The 15,791-nt window shown below is 62.1% G+C and carries 17 protein-coding genes; 15 read left to right on the top strand and 2 right to left on the bottom strand.

The genetic code is table 11. The features are described 5' to 3' along the window. The first annotated feature begins 80 nt into the window (after positions 1 to 80). From CXQ80_RS16850 to murB, 7 genes are read left to right on the top strand one after another with little or no spacing between them, the layout of a single operon-like run. Positions 81 to 716, top strand: a complete 636-nt coding sequence (locus CXQ80_RS16850) for a MotA/TolQ/ExbB proton channel family protein (RefSeq protein WP_060481604.1) — start codon at positions 81 to 83, stop codon at positions 714 to 716. Next, positions 713 to 1,147, top strand: coding sequence for a biopolymer transporter ExbD (locus CXQ80_RS16845; RefSeq protein WP_060481531.1), 435 nt, complete (start codon positions 713 to 715; stop codon positions 1,145 to 1,147). The genes CXQ80_RS16850 and CXQ80_RS16845 overlap by 4 nt, the downstream gene beginning before the upstream one ends. Beyond that, positions 1,147 to 2,154, top strand: a complete 1,008-nt coding sequence (lpxK, locus tag CXQ80_RS16840; protein ID WP_101321508.1) for a tetraacyldisaccharide 4'-kinase — start codon at positions 1,147 to 1,149, stop codon at positions 2,152 to 2,154. Before CXQ80_RS16845 ends, lpxK begins: the two co-directional genes overlap by 1 nt. Positions 2,155 to 2,197: 43 nt before the next feature. Then, a complete protein-coding gene (locus tag CXQ80_RS16835) occupies positions 2,198 to 2,383 on the top strand; it encodes a Trm112 family protein (RefSeq protein WP_028633616.1) in 186 nt (61 codons plus the stop codon). Continuing rightward, entirely contained in the window at positions 2,380 to 3,144 is a 765-nt protein-coding gene (gene kdsB, locus CXQ80_RS16830; protein WP_101321506.1) for a 3-deoxy-manno-octulosonate cytidylyltransferase, read from the top strand. The genes CXQ80_RS16835 and kdsB overlap by 4 nt, the downstream gene beginning before the upstream one ends. Continuing rightward, positions 3,144 to 3,608: a low molecular weight protein-tyrosine-phosphatase gene (locus tag CXQ80_RS16825; RefSeq protein WP_101321504.1), complete on the top strand. Its 465-nt coding sequence runs from the start codon at positions 3,144 to 3,146 to the stop codon at positions 3,606 to 3,608. Before kdsB ends, CXQ80_RS16825 begins: the two co-directional genes overlap by 1 nt. Next, positions 3,605 to 4,624 (top strand): UDP-N-acetylmuramate dehydrogenase, encoded by a 1,020-nt coding sequence (gene murB / locus CXQ80_RS16820; RefSeq protein WP_101321502.1) that lies wholly within the window; start codon positions 3,605 to 3,607, stop codon positions 4,622 to 4,624. The genes CXQ80_RS16825 and murB overlap by 4 nt, the downstream gene beginning before the upstream one ends. 99 nt (positions 4,625 to 4,723) lie before the next feature. On the opposite strand, the gene rne is transcribed toward murB, so the two are convergent. Further along, positions 4,724 to 7,975 (bottom strand): ribonuclease E, encoded by a 3,252-nt coding sequence (gene rne / locus CXQ80_RS16815; protein WP_101321500.1) that lies wholly within the window; start codon positions 7,973 to 7,975, stop codon positions 4,724 to 4,726. Positions 7,976 to 8,758: 783 nt separating this feature from the next. Here rne and rluC point away from each other — a divergent pair. From rluC to sppA, 3 genes are read left to right on the top strand one after another with little or no spacing between them, the layout of a single operon-like run. Further along, positions 8,759 to 9,724, top strand: coding sequence for a 23S rRNA pseudouridine(955/2504/2580) synthase RluC (gene rluC / locus CXQ80_RS16805; RefSeq protein ID WP_101321498.1), 966 nt, complete (start codon positions 8,759 to 8,761; stop codon positions 9,722 to 9,724). Continuing rightward, positions 9,721 to 10,398 (top strand): HAD family hydrolase, encoded by a 678-nt coding sequence (locus tag CXQ80_RS16800; RefSeq protein WP_101321496.1) that lies wholly within the window; start codon positions 9,721 to 9,723, stop codon positions 10,396 to 10,398. The genes rluC and CXQ80_RS16800 overlap by 4 nt, the downstream gene beginning before the upstream one ends. A gap of 6 nt (positions 10,399 to 10,404) precedes the next feature. Continuing rightward, on the top strand, positions 10,405 to 11,394 hold the full coding sequence (gene sppA, locus CXQ80_RS16795; protein ID WP_101321493.1) for a signal peptide peptidase SppA: 990 nt from the start codon (positions 10,405 to 10,407) through the stop codon (positions 11,392 to 11,394). 38 nt (positions 11,395 to 11,432) lie between these two features. On the opposite strand, the gene CXQ80_RS16790 is transcribed toward sppA, so the two are convergent. Continuing rightward, entirely contained in the window at positions 11,433 to 12,011 is a 579-nt protein-coding gene (locus CXQ80_RS16790) for a nucleoside triphosphate pyrophosphatase (RefSeq protein WP_101321491.1), read from the bottom strand. A gap of 94 nt (positions 12,012 to 12,105) precedes the next feature. Between CXQ80_RS16790 and CXQ80_RS16785 the strand changes: the two genes are divergently transcribed. The 5 genes from CXQ80_RS16785 (at position 12,106) to fabG (ending at position 15,666) form a co-directional block, all read left to right on the top strand. After that, positions 12,106 to 12,633, top strand: coding sequence for a YceD family protein (locus CXQ80_RS16785; RefSeq protein WP_101321489.1), 528 nt, complete (start codon positions 12,106 to 12,108; stop codon positions 12,631 to 12,633). 13 nt (positions 12,634 to 12,646) lie between these two features. Continuing rightward, positions 12,647 to 12,829 (top strand): 50S ribosomal protein L32, encoded by a 183-nt coding sequence (gene rpmF / locus CXQ80_RS16780; protein ID WP_016485486.1) that lies wholly within the window; start codon positions 12,647 to 12,649, stop codon positions 12,827 to 12,829. A 3-nt stretch (positions 12,830 to 12,832) separates the two neighbouring features. Next, a complete protein-coding gene (gene plsX, locus CXQ80_RS16775) occupies positions 12,833 to 13,843 on the top strand; it encodes a phosphate acyltransferase PlsX (protein ID WP_101321487.1) in 1,011 nt (336 codons plus the stop codon). A gap of 127 nt (positions 13,844 to 13,970) precedes the next feature. Further along, positions 13,971 to 14,909 carry an ACP S-malonyltransferase gene (gene fabD / locus CXQ80_RS16770; protein ID WP_101321485.1) on the top strand — a complete coding sequence of 313 codons (939 nt, stop codon included), beginning with the start codon at positions 13,971 to 13,973 and terminating at the stop codon, positions 14,907 to 14,909. A gap of 16 nt (positions 14,910 to 14,925) precedes the next feature. Continuing rightward, complete coding sequence (gene fabG, locus CXQ80_RS16765; protein ID WP_101321482.1) at positions 14,926 to 15,666, top strand: 3-oxoacyl-ACP reductase FabG; 741 nt, start codon at positions 14,926 to 14,928, stop codon at positions 15,664 to 15,666. Positions 15,667 to 15,791 lie beyond the last annotated feature (125 nt).

Genomic DNA, 15,791 nt, shown 5'->3' with positions numbered 1-15,791 from the left:
CGCATTGTTGCGACCTCCGGCAACTCAGCCGAGGGCGATCCTATGGTAGAGTGGCGGCCTTTTTCGAGGGGATGATTACTGTGTGGGAATTGGTAAAGTCCGGTGGTTGGATGATGCTGCCGATCATTCTGAGCTCCATCGTCGCCATGGCTATCGTCGTCGAACGCCTGTGGACCCTGCGTGCCAGTCGCGTAACCCCGCCGCACCTGCTGGGTCAGGTGTGGATGTGGATCAAGGACAAGCAGCTCACCAGTGACAAGCTCAAGAGCCTGCGCGCTGACTCGCCGCTGGGCGAGATCCTCGCTGCCGGCCTGGCCAATTCGCGCCATGGCCGCGAAATCATGAAAGAGTGCATTGAAGAAGCCGCCTCGCGGGTTATTCACGAGCTCGAACGCTATATCAGCACGCTCGGCACCATCGCTGCGATGGCACCGCTGCTGGGTCTGCTCGGTACCGTGCTGGGCATGATCGACATCTTCAGCGCGTTCATGGGGTCGCAGATGACCGCCAACGCTTCGGTGCTCGCCGGTGGCATCTCCAAAGCCCTGGTGACCACGGCTGCAGGCCTGATGGTCGGTATCCCGGCGGTGTTCTTCCACCGCTTCCTGCTGCGCCGCATCGACGAGTTGGTGGTCGGTATGGAGCAAGAGGCGATCAAGCTGGTCGAAGTCGTGCAAGGTGATCGCGAAGTGGAAGTGGCAGGAGTCAAGGCGTGAAGTTTCGGCGCAACCGTGCGCGGGAGAACGTCGACATCAACCTGGCGTCGTTGATCGACGTGGTGTTCGTGCTGCTGCTGTTCTTCGTCGTCACCACCACCTTCACCCGCGAAAACCAGCTGCGGGTCGAACTGCCGGAGGCCTCTACAGGCGCGCCGGCCGAGGCCGACGAGGGCAAGCGGGTGGATATCACCATCAGTGCCGACGGGGTGTACTCGGTGAACAACCACCTGCTGCCGAAAAGCGACCTGGCCACTCTGGTCGAAGCGCTGCAGCAGGAATCTGGCGGTGATACCAAGCTGCCGTTGTCGATCAGCGCAGATGGCAAGACCCCGCATCAGTCGGTGGTGACGGCCATGGACGCGGCGGGCAAGCTTGGTTTCAGCCAGCTGCGCATGACCACGGTCGAGGCTGCAGCGGGGACGCCCTGATGGCTTTCACCGAGCGCTTGCTCGCTGCCTGGTACAACGGCCACCCGGCGCTGGCCTTTTTGCGGCCGCTGGAGCTGTTGTACCGTCGCGTCGTGCTGCGCAAGCGTGCGCGCTTCATCAGTGGTGCAAGCGCCGCTTACCGCGCGCCGGTGCCGGTCATTGTGGTCGGCAACATTACCGTTGGCGGCACCGGCAAGACGCCGATGATCCTCTGGCTGATCGAACACTGCCGCAAGCGGGGCTTGCGCGTCGGTGTGGTCAGCCGCGGTTACGGTGCCAAGCCGCCTTCGCTGCCCTGGCGGGTGGCGGCGGAGCACAGCGCCGAGCAGGCCGGCGACGAGCCGTTGTTGATCGTTCAGCGCACCGGTGTGCCGCTGATGATCGATCCCGACCGTTCGGCGGCCGTACGCGGGCTGCTTGCCAGCGAACCCCTCGACCTGATCCTCTGCGACGACGGCATGCAGCATTACCGCCTGGCGCGTGACCTTGAGCTGGTGCTGATCGATGCCGCACGGGGCTTGGGCAATCGCCGATGCCTGCCCGCAGGGCCACTGCGCGAGCCGGTCGAGCGCCTCGACGAGGTCGACGCGCTGCTCTACAACGGTGCCAGCAGCGACCGCGAAGACGGCTTCGCCTTTCAACTCAAGCCTTCGGCGCTGGTCAACCTGCGCAGTGACGAACGCCGTGGGCTTGACCATTTCAGCCCTGGCCAGGCCGTGCATGCGGTGGCTGGCATTGGTAATCCACAACGTTTCTTCAACACCCTGCTGCAGCTAAACTGGCAGCCGGTGCCGCACCCGTTTGCCGACCACGCGCAGTTCAGCGCCGAAGCGCTGACGTTCAGCCCGACGCTGCCGCTGGTGATGACCGAAAAAGATGCGGTGAAATGCCGTGCCTTTGCCGCTGACGACTGGTGGTACCTGACGGTCGAGGCGCAACCGTCGCCGGCCTTCAGTACCTGGTTCGACGCCCAGCTTGAGCGTCTGCTGCCTGCGCAGCAGCCCTGACCCTGTTCAATTTTTCCGGCCGCTTGGCCCCAAGGACGCACTCATGGACACCAAACTGCTTGATATCCTGGCTTGCCCGATCACCAAAGGCCCGCTCAAGCTCAGCGCCGACAAGACCGAGCTGATCAGCAAAGGCGCAGGCCTGGCCTACCCGGTGCGCGATGGCATCCCGGTCATGCTGGAAAGCGAAGCACGCACCTTGACCGACGACGAGCGTCTGGACAAATGAGCCTGGACTTCACTGTGGTCATCCCCGCCCGGCTGCGCTCCACGCGCCTGCCGGGCAAGCCGCTGCTGTTGATCGCTGGCAAGCCGATGGTCCAGCACGTCTGGGAACAGGCGCGCAAAAGCAGCGCCAGCCGGGTGGTGATCGCCACCGATGACGCCAGCATCGTTGCCGCCTGTCAGGCATTTGGTGCCGAGGTATTGCTGACCCGCGCTGACCATGAGTCAGGCACTGATCGCCTGGCAGAAGTTGCCGCCCAGCTGGGTTTGGCCAGTGATGCCATCGTCGTCAACGTGCAGGGCGACGAGCCATTGATCCCGCCGGTAATCATCGACCAGGTCGCGGCCAACCTTGCTGCGCACCCAGAAGCCGGCATCGCCACCCTGGCTGAGCCGATCCATGAGCCGCAGACGGTGTTCAATCCCAACGCGGTCAAGGTAGTCAGCGACAAGAATGGCCTGGCCCTGAGCTTCAGCCGTGCACCGTTGCCGTGGGCCCGCGATGCGTTTGCCGTGAACCGCGAGCAGTTGCCGCCGGCAGTGCCTTATCGCCGCCATATCGGCATGTATGCCTACCGAGTTGGTTTTCTTCAGGACTTCGTCAGCTGGGGCCCGTGCTGGCTCGAGCAGACCGAAGCACTGGAACAGCTGCGAGCGCTGTGGCATGGCGTGCGTATTCACGTTGAAGATGCGCTCGAGGCTCCCGCCGTGGGCGTTGATACCCCAGAAGACCTGGAGCGCGTTCGGCGCTTGTTGGAGGCCTGATGCGCGTCCTGTTTGTGTGCCTGGGCAATATTTGCCGCTCGCCCACCGCAGAAGGGGTGTTGCGCCATCAGTTGCAACGCGCCGGGCTGGCCGACCAGGTAGAAGTGGCATCGGCCGGTACGGGTGACTGGCACGTGGGCAAGGCGCCGGACGCGCGCACCTGCAAGGCAGCGCTGGCGCGCGGCTATGACCTGTCGGCGCAACGTGCCCAGCAGGTCAAGGCCGGCCATTTTGCCGAGTACGATCTGGTGCTGGCCATGGATGCCAGCAACCTCGCCGACCTCAAGGCCATACGCCCGCCGGCGTCCAAGGGCGAGCTGGATCTGTTCCTGCGTCGCTATGACGGCGCGTTGGATGAAGTCCCCGACCCGTATTACGGCGGCGCGGCCGGTTTCGAGCAGGTGTTGGACCTGATCGAGCTGGCGTGCGAGCAGTTGGTCAATGAAATCAGGGGGCGGCTATGACTGCCACCTGGCAACAGCAGGTATCGCTCAAGCCTTTCAACACCTTTGGTATTGACGTCAAGGCCCGCTATTTCGCCCAGGCGCACAGCGACGCCGAGGTGCGGGCGGCATTGCTCGAAGCGGCCCGTCTTGAGCTCCCGGTGCTGGTCATCGGCGGTGGCAGCAACCTGCTGTTGACCGGTGACATCGACGCGCTGGTGCTGCATATGGCCAGCCGTGGCCGGCGGCTGCTGAGTGAGGAGGGCGATCGTGTGGTGGTCGAGGCCGAAGCCGGTGAACCCTGGCATGAGTTTGTGCAGTGGAGCCTGGCGCAGGGTTGCAGCGGGTTGGAAAACCTCAGCCTGATTCCCGGCACCGTCGGTGCCGCGCCGATGCAGAACGTCGGCGCGTATGGCGTCGAGATCAAAGACGTGTTTGCCGGCTTGACCGCACTCGACCGTGAAACAGGCGAGCTCAAGGATTTTTCCCTTGAGGAGTGCGGGTTTGGTTACCGCGACAGCCTGTTCAAGCGCAATCCCGGCCGCTGGTTGATCCTGCGCGTGCGCTTTGCCCTGAGTCGCAGCTTGCATGCGCACCTGGACTACGGCCCAGTGCGTCAGCGTCTGCACGAGCAGGGCATCGTCGAGCCGACCGCGCAGGCAATCAGCGATGCGATCTGCAGCATTCGTCGCGAGAAACTGCCTGACCCGCTCGAACTGGGTAATGCTGGCAGCTTCTTCAAGAATCCGCTGGTCAGCGCCGTGCTCGGCGAGCAGCTTCGCGCTCGCTATCCGGGTGTGGTGGCTTATCCCCAGGCCGATGGCCAGCTGAAGCTGGCGGCGGGCTGGTTGATCGAGCAGGCAGGGTGGAAGGGCTATCGCGATGGCGATGCCGGCGTGCATCGGTTGCAGTCGTTGGTACTGGTCAATTATGGCCAGGCCTCGGGAGCGCAGTTGCATGCGCTGGCGCAGAAAATTCAGGCTGATATCTTCGCCAGGTTTGGCGTGGAACTGGAGATGGAGCCGAATCTGTACTGAGTAGGTGGCACATGGATATGCCAGTGCAGCGCTGAATGCAACGCAAAAAAAAGCCCCGCCAGTTCGCACTGGCGGGGCTTTTTCATTCAGCCGTGGCTATCAACCGTGATGAGGCTTGTGCTCATCGGTCGATGCCTGGGCCTGAGCTGCGGCAGCAGCGGCCTCGGCTTCACGCTTGCGGCGACGCACTTCACGTGGGTCGTTCGGTGCGCGACCGTTGGCCAGCATTACAGGCGCCGGTTCAGCCGCTACAGGCGCTGCCTCGACAGCTTCGGGCTTGGCTTCAACCAGTGCGGCCTGCTCGACCACCGGTGCTTCGACTGGCGCGGCCGCTGGGGCCTCGGCAACGTGCACTGGCTTCTCGGCTTCACCCGACTCGACCACGGCGGTTTCAACCACCGGAGCTTCAACCACAGGGGCTTCGGCGGCTGGTGCCTCGACCAGTGGCGCCTCAACAACTGGCGTTGCAGTTTCCACTTCTGCTGCAGCAACCGGGGTTGCTTCAACGGCAGGTGCTTCGACTACGGGCTGCGGCGCAACCTCGACAACCGGCTCGATGCTCGGCTCGACCACTGCAACCGGCTCGCTGACAGGCTGCTCGACCACAGGGGCGATCGCAACGTCATCAGCTTGCTGTGCAGGCTCGGCTGGCAGGGCGATAACTTCACCGGTAGCCGCTTCAGGCGTTTGGGTAGAAGCGATTTCAGCCTGCTGATTGGCTTGTGCTTCGGCAGCGGCGCTGATGTTGCTAGTGGCAACAGCGGCAGTTACGGCCAGGCCAGCGGCGAGGTCGGCACCCAGATCAGTCGCCTGACGTGGTTGCTGCTCTTGACCGTTTTCGTTGCCTTCGCTGCTTTCTTCGTCGCCATCGATCAGGTCGCCATTGGCATTGCGCTGACGTTCACGACGGTTGCTGCGACGACGCTGGCCGCGCGAGCGACGACGTGGGCGTTCGCCATCAGTGCCTTCTTGTTCTTCCTGCTGCAGTTCGTCGTTCGGCAGTTGCTCATCGGCGATCTCTGCGGCCTGCTCGTCAGCCTGGGCGGCTGGGCGCAGTTGACGCTCTTCCTGCGGCACACGTTCTTCACGTGGAGCACGTTCTTCGCGAGGGGCGCGTTCTTCACGTGGAGCACGTTCTTCGCGAGGGGCGCGTTCTTCACGTGGAGCACGTTCTTCGCGAGGGGCGCGTTCTTCACGTGGAGCACGCTCTTCGCGAGGGGCGCGTTCTTCACGTGGAGCACGTTCTTCGCGAGGGGCGCGCTCTTCACGTGGAGCGCGTTCTTCGCGAGGGGCGCGTTCTTCAGTCGATGCAGGGGTAGCGTCAAGTGGCTCACGCAGCTCACGCACAGGGCGCTCGTCACGGTTGCCGCGACGTGGGCGATCTTCACGTGGAGCACGCTCCTCACGTGGCGCACGCTCTTCACGCGGTGCACGCTCTTCACGCGGTGCACGCTCTTCACGTGGAGCGCGTTCTTCACGCGGTGCACGCTCTTCGCGCGGCTTGCGCTCTTCGTCGCGACGACCGTTACGGTTGCGACTCTGCTGACGACCGTTGCGGCGCTCTTCGTTGCGCTGTGGGCGCTCGGTAACAGGCTTCTCGGTGGCAGCCGGTGCAGCGACCGGTTCTTCCTTGGCGGCAAACAGGCTCACCAGCGATTTGACCAGGCCTTTGAACAGGCTTGGCTCAGGCATGCTTGGTGCTGGCGCAGCGGCAACCGGAGCAGCCTCTTCTACAGCAGCCGGTACCGGAGCGTTGGTACGCGGTGGAGCAGTCTTGACCGCAGCTTCCTGGCGAACCAGGGTGCGGGTAGCGGCCTGCTGCGGCGCTTCCTCGGTTTCGGTGGTGGCGATTTCGTAGCTGGACTGGTTGATCAGCACTTCCGGGTTGTCGTCGCGCAGGCGCTGGACTTCGAAGTGCGGGGTTTCCAGGTGGTCATTCGGCAGAATGATGATGCGAGCACGGGTGCGCATCTCGATCTTGGTGATCGAGTTGCGTTTCTCGTTGAGCAGGAACGCGGCAACCGGGATTGGCACCTGAGCGCGCACTTCGGCAGTACGGTCTTTCAGGGCTTCTTCTTCGATCAGGCGCAGGATCGCCAGCGACAGCGACTCGACGTCACGGATGATGCCGGTGCCCGAGCAGCGTGGGCAGACGATGCCGCTGCTTTCACCCAGCGATGGACGCAGGCGTTGGCGCGACATTTCCAGCAGGCCGAAGCGCGAGATGCGGCCAACCTGGACGCGAGCACGGTCGGCCTCGAGGCATTCCCGCACACGCTCTTCGACCGCGCGCTGGTTTTTCGCCGGGGTCATGTCGATGAAGTCGATGACGATCAGGCCGCCGATATCACGCAGACGCAGTTGGCGGGCGATTTCTTCAGCCGCTTCCAGGTTGGTCTGCAGGGCGGTTTCTTCGATGTCGCTGCCTTTGGTGGCACGCGCCGAGTTGATGTCGATCGACACCAGCGCCTCGGTTGGGTCGATCACGATCGAACCGCCAGACGGCAGCTCGACGACGCGCTGGAAGGCGGTCTCGATCTGGCTTTCGATCTGGAAGCGGTTGAACAGTGGCACGCTGTCTTCGTACAGCTTGACCTTGCTGGCGTACTGCGGCATCACCTGACGGATGAAGGTCAGAGCTTCTTCCTGGGCCTCGATGCTGTCGATCAGGACTTCGCCGATGTCTTGGCGCAGGTAGTCGCGGATGGCACGGATGATGACGTTGCTTTCCTGGTAGATCAGGAACGGCGCGGTGCGGTCCAGCGAGGCTTCCTTGATGGCGGTCCACAGCTGCAGCAGGTAGTCGAGGTCCCACTGCATTTCTTCGCTGCTGCGGCCAAGGCCGGCAGTGCGCACGATCAGGCCCATGTCGCCCGGTACGGTCAGCCCGTTGAGGGCTTCACGCAGCTCGTTGCGCTCTTCGCCTTCAATACGGCGGGAGATGCCGCCAGCGCGTGGGTTGTTTGGCATCAGCACCAGGTAACGGCCAGCCAGGCTGATGAAGGTGGTCAGGGCGGCGCCTTTGTTGCCGCGCTCTTCCTTCTCGACCTGGACGATGACTTCCTGGCCTTCGGTGAGTACTTCCTTGATGTTGACGCGGCCTTCTGGGGCCTTCTTGAAGTACTCGCGGGAGATTTCTTTCAGCGGCAGGAAGCCGTGACGGTCGGAGCCGAAGTCGACGAAGGCGGCTTCGAGGCTGGGCTCGATCCGGGTGATCTTGCCTTTGTAGATGTTGGCCTTTTTCTGCTCACGGGCGCCGGATTCGATATCCAGGTCGTAGAGGCGTTGGCCATCCACCAGGGCTACACGCAACTCTTCGGGTTGAGTTGCGTTAATCAGCATTCTTTTCATGTTGTACCGTCGGTTTCCGGGCTGCCGGAAACGGCGTTCGGCACACACGACTTCTCATGGTCGGTGTCAAGGTGCGCAAAGGGTGGCGAACCACCCCCGTGTCGGCGACGTTCGGCACCAGCCGGTTGCCCAGCCTGCCGTTGTCGCGACGACGCGTCCTGTTGCTGCGGTGCTGTGGGCCTGTGGTATCGGGATCAACCTGGCAGGCCTGGTGCACTCAGTCAGGAGGAGGAATCAACCGTCAGCCGTGGACGCCTACGTGGCATCTGTAAGGACCTTATCCGCTCGCCGCCCATTACAGTGGGGCGGTGGCCGGACGCGGTGCTACACGGTCCGAGGGCTGTGCATCTCCACCCTGCACGTATCCCTGATAATTCGGGTGCTGCCGCGCGCTGAATCCGCAACGGGTTGCATTTTTCGCCATCTTCATAAGGGAAGCTGGCGCCATTCATGTCCAAGGCAGGTATTTCCGAAGCATTCGCCGGGTGCAGGAGGAAGTGACGATGGCGGTGCAGAGACACGGCGAAAAAAACCAGTTAAGCAGGTGAACTACCGCACTTATGATTTTTTTCGGTCTTCTCTACCCGGCGCGAGTGGCGCTTCCAGGTATTTCGATAAACTGGCGAAAGCCCCGTAGGACGGCCTCGCGTCCTCGAGAATTGCGTTGGTCAGGGGCTGGCAAAGCGCCGTGTACCGCTGGCCCACCGCTTTTGGCGGCGTTCGCGACTATAGCAGCAATGATTAAGTGCTTCAATTCCCTAAAAAATTGTTATTATCGGCGCCATGACTACCAATACCCCTCCGACTTCCGGCGTCCAGCTGATCGAAGTCGCGCCGGAGCTTGCCGGCCAACGAATCGACAATTTCCTGATCACGGCGCTCAAGGGCGTGCCTCGCACCCTGGTCTACCGCATCCTGCGCAAGGGTGAAGTGCGGGTCAACAAGGGTCGGGTCAAGCCTGAATACAAGATCCAGGCCGGCGACATCGTGCGCGTGCCACCGGTGCGTCTGCCCGAGCGTGACGAGCCGGTGCCGGTGGCGCAATCGCTGTTGCAGCGGCTGGAGGCGGCCATTGTCTATGAAGACAAGGCGCTCATCGTGCTCAACAAACCGGCCGGCATTGCCGTGCATGGCGGCAGCGGCCTGAGCTTTGGCGTGATCGAAGCGTTTCGCCAGTTGCGTCCGGATGCCAAGGAGCTGGAGCTGGTGCACCGGCTCGACCGTGACACTTCCGGCCTGCTGATGATCGCCAAGAAGCGCAGCATGTTGCGCCATCTGCACGCTGCCCTGCGCGGTGATGGCGTCGACAAGCGCTACATGGCGCTGGTGCGTGGCAACTGGCCAACCGCGAAGAAACAGGTCAATGCGCCATTGCAGAAGAGCAACCTGCGTTCTGGCGAGCGTATGGTCGAGGTCAACGAAGAGGGCAAGGAAGCGCTGACCCTGTTCAAGGTGCTGCGCCGTTTCGGCGACTTCGCCACCATGATCGAAGCGCGTCCGATCACCGGTCGCACCCATCAGATCCGCGTGCACGCCCTGCATGCCGGGCACATGATTGCCGGCGACAACAAATACGGCGATGAAGAATTCTCCCGCGAGATTCGTGATCTCGGCGGCAAGCGCCTGTTCCTGCATGCCTATGCCCTGACCGTGCCGCTGCCCGATGGCGGCGAGCTCAAGGTAGAAGCGCCGGTCGACGAAATGTGGGCCAAGACTGTAGAGCGCCTGGCGCGGCCTGACTTCACATGAGCAAACCCTACGAGCTACTGATTTTTGACTGGGATGGCACCCTGGCTGACTCTGTCGGGCGCATCGTTCTGGCGATGAATGAGGCCGCTGAACGCGCCGGTGAGGCGCCCAGTGCCGAGGATGCAATCAAGGGCATTATCGGCCTGGCCCTGGGCGAGGCGATCTGGACCCTGTATCCGCACCTTGAGCCGCTGCAGGCCGAACGCTTCCGTCAGCACTATGCTGATGTGTACATGGCGCTCGATCAGGAGCCGTCACCGTTGTTTGACGGTGTGGTCGAGTCGCTGGATGCGTTTCGCGCCCAGGGCTATCGCCTGGCAGTAGCTACTGGCAAGGCCCGTCGCGGGCTCGATCGGGTGCTCAAGGCCAATGGCTGGGAAGACTTTTTCGACATCACTCGGGCGGCTGACGAAACCCGCGGCAAGCCGCACCCATTGATGCTTGAAGAAATTCTTGCCCACTGCCGCGCCGAACCCGGCCAGGCGCTGATGGTCGGAGATTCTGCGTTCGACCTGCAAATGGCCAACAACGCCGGCATGCACTCGGTGGCTGTCGGTTACGGGGCTATGTCGCTGCAGGCGCTGGCAGAGTTCGGGCCGCAGGTGTGCATCGAACACTTTTCCCAGTTGCGCGAGTGGTTGGCAGGTTCGGCGCAATTATCAATTCCAAGGTAGGTGAGCATGGCTGACGAGTGGAAAGCGCCCGAGACCGAAGTGGTCGAGAGTGAGGATCGCAAGAGCTGGAAGCTGCTGGAGAAAACCCTCCTTGCTGGTGTGCAGGAGCAGCGTCGAGCGCGACGCTGGGGGATTTTCTTCAAGCTGCTGACGTTCCTTTACCTGTTCGGCATCCTGTTCCTGTTCTCGCCGCTGATGAGTATGGACGGCGCTGCTTCGCGCAGTGGCAGCCATACCGCACTGGTCGAGGTGCGTGGGGTTATTGCTGATCAGGAGGCGGCCAGTGCCGACAACCTGATCAAGAGCCTGCGCGAGGCATTCAAGGATGCCAATACCAAGGCAGTGGTGATGCGTATCAACAGCCCAGGCGGCAGCCCGGTGCAGTCCGGTTACGTCTATGACGAGATTCGCCGCCTGCGCGCCGAGTACCCGCAGATCAAGCTCTACGCAGTGATCACCGACCTCGGTGCCTCGGGTGCTTATTACATCGCCAGTGCTGCCGATGAGATCTATGCCGACAAGGCCAGCCTGGTCGGCTCGATCGGCGTTACCGCTGCGGGCTATGGCTTTGTCGGTGCCATGGACAAGCTGGGCATCGAGCGGCGCACCTATACGGCCGGTGAGCACAAGGCATTCCTCGATCCGTTCTCGCCGCAAAAACCTGAAGAAACCGAGTTCTGGCAGGGCGTGCTCAACACCACTCACCAGCAGTTCATTGCCATGGTCAAACAGGGGCGTGGTGATCGGCTCAAGGACAAAGAGCACCCCGAGCTGTTCAGTGGCCTGATCTGGTCCGGTGAGCAGGCCAAGGCGCTAGGCCTGGTAGATGGTCTGGGCAGTGCCAGCTATGTCGCCAGAGATATCGTTGGCGAGAAGGATCTGGTCGATTTCACTGTGCAGGAGTCGCCGTTCGACCGTTTCTCCAAACGCATCGGCGCCAGCGTAGCTGAGCACCTGGCAATGTGGATGGGCTTCCAGGGACCGACCCTGCGCTAAGCGCTGCTGGCCTGCGCGTGCAGGCCAGCAGTTTCCCTTCAGGGCAGCTGTACGCCTTCTTCCAGCAGCATATCCACCAGGCGAATAAGCGGCAGCCCGATCAGGCTGGTCGCGTCGCTGCCATGGGTGCTCTGGAACAGGCTTACCCCCAATCCCTCGGCTTTGAAACTGCCGGCGCAGTCGTAAGGCTGCTCTGCGCGCAGATAGCGCTCGATACTGGCCTGGCTCAGCTCGCGCATGGCCACCGTGAACGGCACGCAGTCGACCTGGCAGTGGCCGCTGCTGCTGTTGAGTAGCGCCAGGCCGGTCAGAAAGGTGACCTGTTGGCCGCTGGCGGCAAGCAGTTGCTCGCGGGCGCGCTCGAACGTATGTGGCTTGCCGAGGATCTGTTCGCCCAGCACCGCGACCTGGTCAGAGCCGATGATCAGATGGCCGGGGTGGGCTGCGGCCAATGCCTCGGCCTTTTGCTGCGCCAGGCGCTTGACCAGCGCGATGGCGGGTTCGTCAGGCAGGCGCTGTTCGTCTAGGTCGGGGCTTGCCGAGGTAAAGGGCAGGCGCAGGCGGGCGAGCAATTCGCGGCGGTAGGCAGAGCTGGAAGCCAGTAACAGGGGCAGCATGGTAGACTCCTTGGCAGATCAACCGATTCTATCATCCACTTGCCGCCGAATTTCCTTTGACAGGGGCGGGGGCCATCCCTAGAATGCTGCGCCTATGTTGAATGACCCGATTCCACCTCACGTTGACCCGCGCAAATTAGCCGATCGTGGCGTAACCCTTCAAGGTTCGTTGCAACTCGCTGATTTGGAAAGACTCTGCGACCCGCTTTCCGACAATGTCGGTACGGTGCAGGCGAAGTTCGATTTTGAACGAGATGAACAGCATGCCGTGGTTATCCACAGTGAGCTCGACGTCGAAGTCAAAATGGTTTGCCAGCGTTGTCTTGAGCTGGTCACCCTACCGATCCACAGCGAGTGTTCGTACGCGGTGGTGAAGGAGGGTGCGAATACCCAGTCGTTGCCGAAAGGCTATGACGTGCTGGAACTGGGCGAAGATCCTTTGGATCTGCAGGCGCTGATCGAGGAAGAGCTTTTGCTCGCCTTGCCCATCGTGCCTGCTCATCATCCGGAAGAATGCCAGCAGCCGGCGGGCCTCGATGAGCCCGAATCGAGCGAGGACGAGGTAACGCGGTCCAACCCGTTCAGTGTCCTGGCGCAGTTAAAGCGTGACCCAAACGTTTAGGAGTTAATCAATTATGGCTGTTCAGCAGAACAAAAAATCCCGCTCTGCCCGTGACATGCGTCGTTCGCACGATGCCCTGTCGGAAAACGCGCTGTCGGTAGAAAAAACCACCGGTGAAATTCACCTGCGTCACCACGTTTCGCCAGAAGGCGTTTACCGTGGCCGCAAAGTGATCGACAAGGGCGCTGACGAGTAAATCTTGTCCGCTCAGATCATCGCGATCGACGCAATGGGCGGGGACTTCGGTCCCCGCAACATTGTTCAGGCAAGTATCGCTTGCCTCTCGGCTACGCCCTCGCTGCACCTGACCCTCGTCGGTCAACCCTCCCTTCTTGAATCACTCGTCAGCGGCCTAGCAGCTGCCGATCGCGCGCGCCTGCAAATTGTCGGGGCCAGTGAAGTGGTGGAGATGGACGAGCGGCCCTCGCAAGCGTTGCGCAGCAAGCCTGATTCGTCGATGCGCATCGCCCTTGAACTGGTGCGGGACGGCAAGGCCCAGGCCTGCGTCAGTGCCGGCAATACCGGTGCACTGATGGCGCTGTCGCGCTTTGTCCTCAAGACCGTGCCAGGCATTGATCGGCCGGCCATGGTCGCGGCGATCCCGACTCAGTCAGGCTTTTGCCAGTTGCTCGATCTGGGCGCCAACGTTGACTGCAGTGCCGAGCATCTCTACCAGTTCGCGTTGATGGGCTCGGTGGCGGCGCAGGCCTTGGGCATTCCGCGCCCACGCGTTGCGCTGCTCAACATCGGCACCGAAGACATCAAGGGCAATCAGCAGGTCAAGCTGGCGGCAACGCTGCTGCAGAATGCCCGCGGTATCAACTATGTCGGCTTTGTCGAGGGTGATGGCCTGTATCGCGGTGAAGCCGATGTAGTGGTGTGTGACGGCTTTGTCGGCAATATCCTGCTCAAGTCCAGCGAGGGTCTGGCAACCATGATCAGTGCCAGAATTGAGGCGCTGTTCAAGAGGGGGGTGCTGGCGCGCGCGGTCGGTGTGCTGGCCATGCCGCTGCTCAAACGCCTGCAGGCTGACCTGGCGCCTGCACGGCACAACGGCGCGAGTTTTCTCGGTCTGCAGGGCATCGTCATCAAGAGTCACGGTTCGGCAGGGGTCGAAGGCCTGCAGAGCGCTATCCAGCGTGCGCTGATCGAGATCGAGGAAAACCTGCCCGGGCGCCTGCGCAGCCGTCTCGAAGACCTGCTGCCTTAGGCATAATCGCCATGAGGTGGTTAAATGTGACCGCTGGGTTTTCGTATTCATCCAAGTTTTCAGATTCTGCGTACAGCCGTGGGCTGGGCGCATCCTCTCCGACGACAAGATCATAAGGGCTTGTTCAATGTCTGCATCCCTCGCATTTGTCTTTCCGGGTCAAGGTTCCCAATCGCTGGGCATGCTCGCCGAAATCGGCGCAGTAGAGCCGGTGATCGTCGAAACCTTCAAGGAAGCTTCCGACGCTCTGGGTTACGACCTGTGGGCACTGGTTCAGCAAGGTCCGGAAGAGCAACTCAATCAAACCGACAAGACTCAGCCGGCCATCCTCACCGCCTCCATTGCGTTGTGGCGCCTGTGGCTGGCGCAGGGTGGCGCAAAGCCTGCGTTCGTCGCCGGGCATAGCCTTGGCGAGTACAGCGCGTTGGTAGCGGCCGGTAGCCTCAGCCTGAAAGACGCGGTGCGCCTGGTCGAGCGCCGTGGCCAGCTGATGCAGGAAGCAGTCCCGGCAGGCCATGGCGGCATGGCCGCGATTCTCGGTCTGGACGACGAGGTTGTGGTCGCCATCTGCGCTGAAGCAGCAGAAGACCAGGTGGTCAGCGCGGTCAACTTCAACTCGCCAGGGCAGGTGGTCATTGCTGGCAACAAGGCAGCGGTAGATCGCGCCATGGAGCTGTGCAAAGCTAAGGGCGCCAAACGCGCCTTGCCGCTGGCGGTCAGCGTGCCGTCGCACTGCGCCCTGATGCAGCCTGCTGCCGAGCGCTTTGCCGAGTCGGTCAACGCCATCGAATGGCAGGCGCCGCAGATCCCAGTGGTGCAGAACGTTTCTGCAGCCATCCCAGCTGACCTGGGCGTGCTCAAGCAAGACCTGCTGGCCCAGTTGTACCAGCCCGTGCGCTGGGTTGAATGCGTGCAGACCCTGGCGGCCAATGGCGCGGTCAATCTGGTCGAGTGCGGCCCGGGCAAGGTCCTGGCCGGTCTGAACAAGCGTTGCGCTGAAGGCGTGACCACCTACAACCTCAATACCCCTGATGCCATCGCCGCCACCCGTGCGGCGCTGGCCTGAAACTGGAGAAGCTTGCATGAGCCTGCAAGGTAAAGTTGCACTGGTCACCGGCGCCAGCCGTGGTATCGGCCAGGCCATCGCCCTCGAGCTGGGCCGTCAGGGCGCTACCGTCATCGGTACCGCGACCTCGGCCTCGGGCGCCGAGCGCATTGCTGCCACGCTCAAGGAGCATGGCATCACCGGCACCGGCATGGAGCTGAACGTGACTGATGAAGCGTCGGTCAACAGCGTTCTGGCCGCGATCCAGGAACAGTTCGGCACTACCGCGATCCTGATCAACAACGCCGGTATCACCCGCGATAACCTGATGCTGCGGATGAAAGACGACGAGTGGTTCGACGTGATCGACACCAATCTCAACAGCCTCTACCGCCTGTCCAAGGGCGTGCTGCGCGGCATGACCAAGGCGCGTTGGGGCCGCATTATCAGCATCGGCTCGGTTGTGGGTGCCATGGGCAACGCCGGTCAGGTAAACTATGCCGCCGCCAAAGCCGGTCTGGAAGGTTTCAGCCGCGCTCTGGCACGTGAAGTCGGGTCGCGCAACATCACTGTCAACTCGGTAACTCCAGGTTTTATCGACACCGATATGACCCGTGAGCTGCCAGAGGCTCAACGTGAAGCGTTGCAGACCCAGATTCCGCTGGGCCGTCTGGGTCAAGCCGACGAAATCGCCAAGGTAGTTGCTTTCCTGGCGTCCGACGGCGCAGCCTATGTCACAGGTGCTACAGTGCCTGTGAACGGCGGGATGTACATGTAATATCGCAACTCAATGTGACGGATTGCTTCAAAAAAGAGTCATACTCCGAGCTTAAAATCCGTTATAAAGCTGCAACCAGATTCCGGGCAGAGGGTCGAGTGACCACATAGCCAGTTGATGGCGGG

Origin of the sequence: Pseudomonas sp. 02C 26, from assembly GCF_002843585.1 — a bacterium.
Lineage (GTDB): Bacteria > Pseudomonadota > Gammaproteobacteria > Pseudomonadales > Pseudomonadaceae > Aquipseudomonas > Aquipseudomonas shirazensis.
Note: the sequence above shows the minus strand (reverse complement) of the source record. Positions and strands in the feature narration are given on the sequence as shown.

Bases quoted from the DNA above. Each gene is read 5' to 3' on its own strand.
- CXQ80_RS16785 (WP_101321489.1), top strand. From the start codon at position 12,106: ATGTTGAATGACCCGATTCCACCTCACGTTGACCCGCGCAAATTAGCC.
- fabD (WP_101321485.1), top strand. From the start codon at position 13,971: ATGTCTGCATCCCTCGCATTTGTCTTTCCGGGTCAAGGTTCCCAATCG.
- sppA (WP_101321493.1), top strand. From the start codon at position 10,405: ATGGCTGACGAGTGGAAAGCGCCCGAGACCGAAGTGGTCGAGAGTGAG.
- kdsB (WP_101321506.1), top strand. From the start codon at position 2,380: ATGAGCCTGGACTTCACTGTGGTCATCCCCGCCCGGCTGCGCTCCACG.
- lpxK (WP_101321508.1), top strand. From the start codon at position 1,147: ATGGCTTTCACCGAGCGCTTGCTCGCTGCCTGGTACAACGGCCACCCG.
- CXQ80_RS16790 (WP_101321491.1), bottom strand. From the start codon at position 12,011: ATGCTGCCCCTGTTACTGGCTTCCAGCTCTGCCTACCGCCGCGAATTG.
- CXQ80_RS16825 (WP_101321504.1), top strand. From the start codon at position 3,144: ATGCGCGTCCTGTTTGTGTGCCTGGGCAATATTTGCCGCTCGCCCACC.
- CXQ80_RS16800 (WP_101321496.1), top strand. From the start codon at position 9,721: ATGAGCAAACCCTACGAGCTACTGATTTTTGACTGGGATGGCACCCTG.
- rpmF (WP_016485486.1), top strand. From the start codon at position 12,647: ATGGCTGTTCAGCAGAACAAAAAATCCCGCTCTGCCCGTGACATGCGT.
- rne (WP_101321500.1), bottom strand. From the start codon at position 7,975: ATGAAAAGAATGCTGATTAACGCAACTCAACCCGAAGAGTTGCGTGTA.
- murB (WP_101321502.1), top strand. From the start codon at position 3,605: ATGACTGCCACCTGGCAACAGCAGGTATCGCTCAAGCCTTTCAACACC.
- CXQ80_RS16835 (WP_028633616.1), top strand. From the start codon at position 2,198: ATGGACACCAAACTGCTTGATATCCTGGCTTGCCCGATCACCAAAGGC.
- fabG (WP_101321482.1), top strand. From the start codon at position 14,926: ATGAGCCTGCAAGGTAAAGTTGCACTGGTCACCGGCGCCAGCCGTGGT.
- rluC (WP_101321498.1), top strand. From the start codon at position 8,759: ATGACTACCAATACCCCTCCGACTTCCGGCGTCCAGCTGATCGAAGTC.